We start from the raw sequence: 9,278 nt of genomic DNA on the forward strand, positions 1-9,278 counted from the left end.
GTCCGCCACAGAGGCGGGCGGGTGTCCCTCAGGCAGCAGCCTGCTGCGGAGGAAATCTGCAAGGCCCTGCACTTCGGGCATCTCCGGCATGGCTATACGGTAACAGGGTGGGCGTGGCCTACGCGGAAACGGGAAAAGACCGGCACATCAGAGCTTGGGGGAACCCTCATGTACCGGCCTTCGTCAACCGGAGCCGCGCACGGCCCGGGAGTCGGGCCCCTCGTACAAGGCCCTTCTTGATTCAAAATACTACGGAGGCGACTTCGGAGACGCGATGGGCAGAAGTACCCATGGCGCATTTACCAAGGGTATGCAGATCGATTCTGCGCTAGATCGCTTCCTCCGGATGCTGCCGGAGGTACTCCTCATGCGCCTCAGCGACCCGGAGGTTGTTGCCTCTGGTTTCCTTCACTGTGGTCACGGCGATGAAGGAAATCACGCACAGCACCATGATGTAGACCCCCACCGATCCTGACCACCCGGTAGCCTGCAGCAGCGCCTCCGCGATGAACGCGGCAAATGCCCCACCCAGAATAGCGCCGAGGGCATACCCGATGGACACTCCGGAATACCGGACCTCCACCGGAAACATTTCAGCGTACATTGCGGACATGGGTCCATAGGACAGTCCAAGGCCAATGGTGAGGACAAACAGGGCGAGGCCGTACAGCCAGATATTGCGGGTGTCTATCAGCAGGAACATCGGGATCATCCAGGCGAAGACCAAGCCATAGCCAATCTGGAAAGTCCGCACACGCCCGATCCGGTCGGAGAGGGCTCCGCCATACATGGTGAATATCAGCCACCCAAAGGAGGCGAGCGCGGTGGTGAGCAGTACTGACGCCCTGTCCATGCCGAGCCCAAGCCGCTCCTCGGGCCTGCTGGCGTAGGAGACAAAGAAGGCGATCAACAGGTAGCCGGCTGCGTTATTTGCCACGAAAATGAAGGCGGTCTGGATGACTTCACGGGTGTTCTTCCTGAAGAGTTGGCGCAGTGGCGCGGAAGATTCCTTCTTCCGCAGCTGCATCTCCTTGAAGACCGGGCTCTCATCAACTGCACGGCGGATCAGGTAACCCACCACGATCAGGACAACGGAGAAGAGGAACGGAATACGCCAGCCCCACTCGTTGAACTGCTCAGGTGTCAGTGCTGTGGTGAGCAGAAAGATGACACCGGTGGCAAGAATCATTCCCACCGGCACGCCGATCTGGGGGTACGAGCCGAAGAAACCGCGGCGGCTGAGGGGTGCGTGCTCAACCGACATCAGCGCCGCACCACCCCATTCTCCGCCGGCGGAGAATCCCTGCAGCACCCGCAGGAGGATCAGCAGAATGGGTGCCCATGCTCCGATCTGGCTGAACGTGGGCAGCAGGCCAATCAATGCGGTGGCCGAACCCATCAGCACGAGGGTGAAGACCAGCATCTTCTTTCGACCGAGCCGGTCGCCGTACCGACCTGCGACAATTGCCCCGAGCGGCCGGAACAGGAAACTGATCCCGATGGTGCTCAGCGAAATAAGCAGGGCCAGACCGGGATCACCCTGTGCCCAGGGGTCGAAGAACAGCCCGGCAAGCACGAGGCCCGCGGCCTGGGCGTAGATGAAGAAGTCATACCACTCGATGGAAGTACCGGCCAGGGTACCCGCAAGGACTTTACGTTCCTCGCGGGACATGGGCTTCCGCGTGGCAGTTTCTGAAGACGTCATTGTTACTCCAAATGAACGGATCGAATTACCGACGGAACGTTCGGTAAGCGTGGTTTAGATCATACCCCCATTGACACCGTGCATGTCTGGGCGTGCGGGCGGGGCGCAGGTCACTAGTCCTCCCTCGCCAGAAACTCACGAACACGGTCGCGGGCAGGTTCGCGGTCATAGCTGTTCACCAGGGCGCCCGCCATGCGCACCGGGTCGCCGAAAAAGAAGTACTAGTAGAGCGCCTGCCGCCCGGAGAAGCCCGAGATGGACGCATCGAACGCCAGCTTGAACAGCCGCACACGCTCAGTGCCCGTCAGCGTCTTGGACTGCAGGAACATCTCGATGTCCGGTCGGGCTTCGCTGTTGACATCTGCAACGCCTGCCAGCGCCATCAGTCCGCTTGCGGAAAATTTCCGGATGCTCTGGGGGAAACGCTGGGCAACTTTTAGATACCAGTTCCTGGCTGCGTTCAGGGTTGTCCACTTCGGCAGCATTACCCCAGCCTCGTTGGGTGCGGCGTCCACCTCGGAAGCCCGAACCAGAGCCTTGCCGATCTCTACGATCTGGATAAGCTCGGCAAGGTCCTCCTGGATGTGCTGGAACCCGTCAGTACCGATGGCACCGGCGAGTTCGGATGCCAGCCCAGGCATGAACTCGCTCTTGGCGATCCGTGCGGGTGACCACCTGATGGGTCATCAGGGCGCCCGCACCGGTTTCGGCATAGAAACCGTTGCACAGCTCCGGATGACCGAGCATGAAAATGCGTTCGTTGGGCACAAACAGGTCTTCGAAGACGACGACGGCGTCCATCTCCTCGAAGCGGCTGGCCAATGGCCCGTCGTGGGTGGGGGCCCCGTTGTAGAGCGAACCGCGGCACAGATGAACGGTTCATGTAGTCGCCGGTGCGTCCATGGTAACCACCTCACCGTTGATCACAGTGTGTGGGCGCATTGAGTTGAGCTTGTCCAGGAATTGCCGGCCGGTACGGATACCCAGGAATGCTCTCCAGTCTGGAGTTTTGGTTCGGTTAGAGAAGCTCTTCGTCGCCGCGGAGCAACTCCGGAATGGTGGTGAAACGGCTGTTGGCAAACGCAAGCGCGTCGCCGCTGCGGTAGTCGAAGTTTTCCACCTGCCCCAGATAGAGGGTGTGGTCGCCGCCGTCGTAGGCTGCCCATGGCGTGCACTCGAAATAGGCGAGGACTCCCGAGAGGCGGGGCGCGGTCTCCCCCTCGACCCAAAGCGGTTCCCGGCTGGGGCGCCCGGCGAAGTGCATCGCCAGATCCTTCTGCTCCGCGCCGAGAATGTTGACCGCGAACGGTCTGTTGGCGAGCTCATCATGCGTCCTGGTGCTGCGCGCGATGCTGACAAGGACCAGCGGTGGTTTCATCGAGACGGAGGTAAACGAATTGACCGTAAGCCCGTGCCGCTTGGTGGGACCATCGAAAGTCACTATTGCCACGCCTGTAGCGAAGCGTCCAAGGCTACCGCGGAAGTGATTAGCCCGGGGTGGAAGGGTCTTCACCCCGGGCGGTGACGGGGTCTCATGTGGTGCCTCATGCGGCTGAAGCTTCTGCGGTTTGGCAATCATCGTAAGCCCCTCATCGCGAATGTGTTCTATAGTTGAACAATTCGTTCTAATAGAGAATAATACGGGAGTGTGAGCTCAAACACAACGACGCCGGACGCCACCAAACACTCGCAGACCCTCTCCCGCGGGATACATGCACTTGAAATTCTCGCCGATGCCGCCGCTCCATTGAGCATCGCCGAACTGGCGGCGCAGCTGGGCGTGCACCGCTCAATTGCCTACCGCATTCTCCGAACGCTGGAGGACCACTCGCTGGTGGTGCGGGACAGTTCCGGCAAAGTACAGTCCGGGCCCGGGCTCGCTGCCCTGGCCCGCGGAGTCTCCCGCGATCTTCAGTCCGCCGCGCTTCCGGAGCTGACCGCTCTCGCCAATGAACTTGCCATGACGGCGTTCATCGCGGTCTGGGACCAACACGACTGCGTGACGCTTGTGACCGTCGAGCCACGGCATAACACGGCAACCGTAGCGCAGCGTCCGGGCACGCGGCACGCCTTCAGCGCCGGGGCACCGGGGATCGCCATCCAGTCGGCGCTGTCCGAGGAGGATTGGAGCGGCCTCGCACCGGGTCAGCCCTACCGGATGGAGTCCCGCAGCGCCCGGACACAGGGGTTCGCGACCAGTCACGACGAAGTGATCGAAGGCGTCTCTTCCATCGCCGCACCCATCCGCATTCAGGGACGTCTCCCGGCCGCCGTCGCCGTCGTGTATATCCGTTCCCCGCGCACTCCTGCCGACCTCGGTGCCCGCCTTGCGCGAAGCGCAGCGGCCATCGAGGATCAGCTCCGCTGATTCCCCGGCGCGCGGCGCAGCACAGCGGCCGAGGCAAGGCCAAGGAGAAGAAGTACGACGGCGGCGGCGACCGACACGGCAAAGGCGCTTGAGTAACCGCTGTTCTCCGCCATGGCCCCCGCCAGTGCAGCGCCCAGCGCCGTGCCGGCCACGATCCCGCTGGCGAGCATGGTCATGACTGTTCCCATCAGGTGCCGGGGCGCAACCACCGAGCCAATGCTGAATATGGTGACCATGGTGGGACCCACTGGAATGCCAAGCGCAAACAAGACCAGAAGCATGAGTGGCACCTCCTGCGGTAGGAACAAAAGGCTGGCCAGGACGCACATCGCCGCAGCGGAGGCCACCCAACGCCAGGAATGCGCGATGCGCTGCGGCCAATATGCAACGGACAACGCCGCAACTGCAGAGCTGAGGCCCATGACCGCGTACAACAGCCCAGCCGACGTCTCGGCATTGAAACTGCCTGCGAACGCGATCAGCGCGGTCTGTGTTGAGCCGAAAAAGGTCCCCATTGCAACCATTCCCAGCACCGGAATCGGCACCAGCAGCCACACCCGCGACGGTGCGGTCCTGGGCAGCGTCTTCTCCGACCCCGTCGATTGGTTGGACAGACCGGGCTGCTTGGCTGAGCCTGGTTGTTTGGGCGCGCTGGGCCTCCGGCGGAGGGGAACCACAGCCTGCTCCGTTGGATGGACTGCGAATGCAGTGACAAAGGCGATGGTCAGCACGGCGGCGAGCGCAAGTGGGAGCCACGGCGCAACAAGGCTGGCGAGGAGCCCGACCAGGGCCGGGCCGAGGACAAAGGTCAGTTCATCGGCGGTGCTTTCGTAGGACAGCGCCGTGTCCAGATCCAATGGGCGTTTGCCGGTGGTCAGAGCCATCCAGCGCACGCGCGCCAGGGGACCAATCTGCGGGCAGGTGGCACCCATCAGGAAAGCGGCGGCAAGAACAGGCGCAAGTCCGGATCCGGAGAATCCGGGCGTGAAGTTACTGGCGGCAATCACCAGCACAATGGCTGCGGTGTTGAGCATGGCAGCCACCAGCAGCACCGGCCGTTGTCCCACCCTGTCTGCAAGGTAGCCAAGTGCCGGAGCCCCAACCGCGGACCCGATACCCACTGCACCGGCAGTGAATCCACCCGCCGCATAGGATCCGCTGGCAGCTGTCACCAGCGTCAGCGCCCCTACGGTGAGCATGGCGAGTGGCAACCGGGCAACGAACCCGAGCGGAATGAAGGAGGAGCCGGCGAGTTGGGGCAGCCGGCTGAAGCGTCCGGCGCTCCGGGGTGTGGCCTGCGGCTGGTGGGAGGGTCGGGGGGACAGGAGATCCTGTGGGTTGTTGTTCATTGTCATCCGGTTATGGCGAATTGCGCATCGTCCCGCCTCCCGATGCGCCCAACCCGGTAACAATCCTGAATTTTACACCCTTTGCAACTGATCCACGAAGCGGACAGAGGACCCGTTGCGGCCTTTCTCGACCTGCAATTGGGCCCCAATCCGCTGCTTGAGTTCCGAAACATGGCTGACCAGCCCAACAACCCTCCCACCGTCGCGCAGGCCTTCGAGCGCGTCCATCACCTGTTCCAGCGACTGGTCATCCAGGCTGCCGAATCCCTCATCGACGAAGAGCGTCTCGATATCCAGTCCCCCGGATTCCTGCTGCACCACGTCGGCCAGGCCAAGTGCCAGCGCGAGGGAAGCCATGAAGGACTCGCCCCCGGAGAGGGTTGATGTATCTCTGCGGTTGCCGGTCCAACTGTCGATAACGTTGAGTCCCAGCCCGGATTTCCTGTTTCCCGACAGCGAATCACTGTGGATCAGGGAGTAACGGCCGTCCGACATCTGTTGCAGCCGTTCAGTTGCGGCCTCGGCCACCTGCTCCAGTCTTGCGGCAAGCACATAGGTGCCGAGGCTCATTTTGTAGAGGTTTTCTCCGCCGCCGCGGGCGGTGTCTGCAAGAGACTTTGCCAGCTGGTGCTCCTCACGCAGAGGCTCGATCCGCCGCTGCAGGGTGGTAATTCTGGCGGCGTGGGAGTCCAGTTGCACCATGGATTGCTCCAGCATGCCCACCCGAAGAATTGTCTGTTCCAAGGCGGACGCGGCATCAGCCGCAGCGGACCGGGCCCCCTCCACCGCCGCCTCGCCGGGGATCGGCCGGCCTTCCCGTTCCTGCTCTGCTGCAACCGCAGTTCCGGGCAGTTCCAGTTCGTCCTGCAGCCGCCCGGCGGTTCGCTCAGCCGTCCGGATACGCTCCTGGAAGCGGGCAAGTTCATCCGGGCCGAGAAGGGCGCGGTGGATCTCCTCCGGTTCCGAGAAGGCGGAACCGGCCATATCCGCCCGCAGCGCAGCCTCTGCCGCGGACACCTGTTCAGCCGCGCGCTGGAGCTCCTCCAGCGAATCCTGGGCGGCTCCAACCAAATTCGCCGTCTCCTCGAGCGAATCCACGCGATCGTGGAGAGAGGTGAATCCCCCGCGCAGCTTCTCCAACCTGTTGGATGCGGCTGAGTGTTGCTCAACGAGACCGAACAGCCTGGATTCCCCTTCCGCAAGGCTGCGCTCGTGTGTGGACCGTGCCTCCACGAGATTGTCCTGCCGGCTGGAAAGCTGGTCGATCAGCGTTGTCAGCTGCTCCAACTCCTCCTGGTCCCCGATGGCCCGCACAAGCTCCTGTTCAAGGTCCCGAGCCTCTGCACGGGTATCCTCAAGACTTCCATCGCCGCCTTTGCCCTGCAGCCCCGCACGTTCCAGTACTGCTTCATCACGTTGCTTGATGACCAGCTGCAGCTGGTTTTCGGCCTTATCCTGCAGCAGCCGCGACCGCTCCTCCTCTTCTTGGGAAATGAGCCCGGCCCCGCCGAAGGCTGCCGGTCGTGGATGCTCGGAGCTTCCGCAGACAGGGCAGTCGACGCCTTCTTCAAGCCGGGCCGCAAGTTCCTCAGCTGCCTGGTCCAGACGGCGTTTTAACGCGTTGAGCCAATTCTCCTTGAGTTCCAGGAACCGCTTCAAAGCCTGCGAATGATCGGTTTCCATGGCCTCAACGCGTTCGGAAGTGACCAGATAGCGTTCAATTGCCCCCAGCCGGTTACGGCAGTCATCGCGCCGGCCGCGGAGGGGTTCAACCTGCCTGGCAGAGCGTTCCAGGGGTTCAATCCGCAGGCGGGACTGCCCCAGTTGATCTGCCATGTCTGAGATGTCAGCCGCTGCTGCGGTTTTGGCTGAACGCAGGGAATCCGTCGACAGACGCAGCCCTTCGATGGTCCGCGCCAGTGCATCGACGGGTTCTTCTTCGGGCAGTGCGGCGCGGGCAACGGCGAGGTCGGAAGAAACCGTGGTTGAGCACGCGTTGAGTTCGGCGACTGACCAGGGACTGGGGTGTGCGTGCTCCTGATCATCCCTGGGCGCCGGCAGGCAGGACGCAGCTGAGGGCTCAGCCGTCAGTGCGGTAAGGGCTTCCTGCGACCTGCGGCGCAGCTGGTCCGCAGTCCGCTGTGCGTCTTCCAGGACCCTCAGTCCGGTGGCCAGGACCCGGGCGCCCTGATGCCGTTCAATGGTGGTACGCAGATCACCTGCGGCCTCCAGGTCCAACTGGTTGGCAGCCACGGCCGTGCGAAGCTGCGTCAGGGCAAGACGGCCCTCCCGCTCCATCTCAAGGCTTACGCGGGAGTCGCGGGCGCCATCCCTGAGCTCCGCCAGCCCGGCCGCCTGCAGACGGCCGGTCTCAAGCATCCCGGCAAGCCGTTCACGGAGGGTTGCGACATCCGCTTCGCCGATACCATTGTGCACATCCTCGGCGTCTTCAACGCGGCCGTATCGGAGCACCTCGTCCTCGGCCCGGTGGAGCAGCTGCTCCAGTGCCGTCCCCGCGTCGGACAATTTCGCTGCGGCAGCCGCGGCCTTCTGTGAGAGCAGCAGTTCAACTGTTTCGAAGCGGTCCGTTGAGAACAACTGCTGGAGCAGTTCCTTGCGGGACTTGGCATCGGACCGAAGGAAGGCGGCGAACTCGCCCTGTGGCAGCATCACCACCCTGGTGAACTGGTCACGGTTCATGCCGAGGAGATTCTGCAGTTCCAGGCCTGCCTCATCATTGCGGTTGGAGCGGGCCACCCACTCCCCGTTGATGAATTCGCGCAGCAGCGTTCGCGCAGGCTCCGTGGTTGTTCCGGCCCCCCTTTTGGTTGGGCGGTCCCACTGCGGGCTGCGGGTCACTTCGAGACGCCTGCTGCCGGCCGAAAACTCGCACACTATCTCCGGAGCAAGTTCCACCGGCGCATGGTCGCTTCTCAATCGCTTGCCCATCTGCCGCACACCAGGCACCGAACCGTACAAGGCGTAGCAGATGGCATCCAGTACGCTGGTCTTTCCCGCTCCAGTAGCGCCATTGAGCAGGAACAGCCCCTGTTCGGACAGTGCATCGAAATCAATGACCTGGCGCCGCGCGAAGGGTCCAAATGCCTGGATCTCAAGGCGGTGGATCCTCACAGCTCACTCTCCACTGCGCGGGCTGCATCGATGGTGTCCGTGATCAGGGCACGCTCGCGGCCGTCTGCTGCGCGGGAGCGTACATGCTCCAGAAAGCCGCAGCAGATGTCGGAATCGTCCGCGGCCTGGGCGATGCGCTGGCTGTAGGTCTTTTCCTCTCCGTGGTGCCCGGACACCGGTTCGAAAACCAGCACCAAAGTGTCAGGGAACCGCGTGCGAAGACGTTCCATGGCCTGGCGTGGACGCTCCGGATCCGTCAGTGTGATGTGGCAATACGAGTGCTCTGCGTGACAGTGCGCTGGGTCCTCCAACAATTCCTCCAACGGCCCACGGAGCACCGCAAGCCGTCGGGGCGCGGGCCAATGGACCGCGGAAACCTCCAGGGCACCGTCCTCACCAATATCCACCAGCCATGCACCCTTCGCCTGCCTTGCCTCGGAGAAAGAGTACGGAAGGGGCGAACCCGAGTACCGCACATTGCCGGCCAACTGCTGTTGCCCGTGAAGGTGGCCGAGCGCCGCGTAATCAAACGACTCAAAGAAACTCAAAGGCACCATCCCCAGTCCGCCCACGCTCAGCTCCCGTTCACTGTCCGAGGTGGCGCCGCCGCTGGCAAAAGTGTGTGCCATGACCACTGAGTACACAGTTCGGCTTTTTCTGCGCCGTTCAAGATCAGCGTGGATGCCGGCCAGCGCCGCTTCCGTAACAGCCGTGTGAGTGGGTG

8 protein-coding genes are annotated in these 9,278 nt (G+C 62.9%); 1 reads left to right on the forward strand and 7 read right to left on the reverse strand.

The window, feature by feature from the left end; genetic code table 11:
* Window positions 1–328: 328 nt before the first annotated feature.
* The 4 genes from Y708_RS0116225 to Y708_RS0116240 form a co-directional block, all read right to left on the reverse strand.
* Window positions 329–1,705 carry an MFS transporter gene (locus Y708_RS0116225; protein WP_028280731.1) on the reverse strand — a complete coding sequence of 459 codons (1,377 nt, stop codon included), beginning with the start codon at window positions 1,703–1,705 and terminating at the stop codon, window positions 329–331.
* Between the two features lie 221 nt (window positions 1,706–1,926).
* Window positions 1,927–2,346: a 4-hydroxyphenylacetate 3-hydroxylase C-terminal domain-containing protein gene (locus Y708_RS31175; protein WP_028280732.1), complete on the reverse strand. Its 420-nt coding sequence runs from the start codon at window positions 2,344–2,346 to the stop codon at window positions 1,927–1,929.
* Window positions 2,303–2,527, reverse strand: a complete 225-nt coding sequence (locus tag Y708_RS31180) for a hypothetical protein (RefSeq protein ID WP_253905852.1) — start codon at window positions 2,525–2,527, stop codon at window positions 2,303–2,305. The genes Y708_RS31175 and Y708_RS31180 overlap by 44 nt, the downstream gene beginning before the upstream one ends.
* A gap of 196 nt (window positions 2,528–2,723) precedes the next feature.
* On the reverse strand, window positions 2,724–3,284 hold the full coding sequence (locus Y708_RS0116240; protein WP_081746894.1) for a flavin reductase family protein: 561 nt from the start codon (window positions 3,282–3,284) through the stop codon (window positions 2,724–2,726).
* A gap of 69 nt (window positions 3,285–3,353) precedes the next feature.
* Here Y708_RS0116240 and Y708_RS0116245 point away from each other — a divergent pair, with 69 nt between their 5' ends.
* The gene (locus Y708_RS0116245) at window positions 3,354–4,073 is read left to right on the forward strand and encodes an IclR family transcriptional regulator (RefSeq protein ID WP_028280735.1); all 720 of its coding nucleotides are present in this window, start codon (window positions 3,354–3,356) and stop codon (window positions 4,071–4,073) included.
* Here the strand turns inward: Y708_RS0116245 and Y708_RS0116250 are convergent.
* The 3 genes from Y708_RS0116250 to Y708_RS25765 all read right to left on the reverse strand — a co-directional run.
* Window positions 4,061–5,422, reverse strand: coding sequence for an MFS transporter (locus tag Y708_RS0116250; protein ID WP_155853910.1), 1,362 nt, complete (start codon window positions 5,420–5,422; stop codon window positions 4,061–4,063). The genes Y708_RS0116245 and Y708_RS0116250 overlap by 13 nt on opposite strands.
* Window positions 5,423–5,494: 72 nt before the next feature.
* On the reverse strand, window positions 5,495–8,554 hold the full coding sequence (locus Y708_RS0116255) for an AAA family ATPase (RefSeq protein WP_028280737.1): 3,060 nt from the start codon (window positions 8,552–8,554) through the stop codon (window positions 5,495–5,497).
* On the reverse strand, window positions 8,551–9,278 hold a 728-nt coding region (locus tag Y708_RS25765), incomplete at its 5' end, for an exonuclease SbcCD subunit D (RefSeq protein WP_173401529.1). The genes Y708_RS25765 and Y708_RS0116255, both read right to left, overlap by 4 nt.

This window comes from Arthrobacter sp. H5 (genome assembly GCF_000520595.1).
Classification (GTDB): Bacteria; Actinomycetota; Actinomycetes; order Actinomycetales; family Micrococcaceae; genus Arthrobacter_D.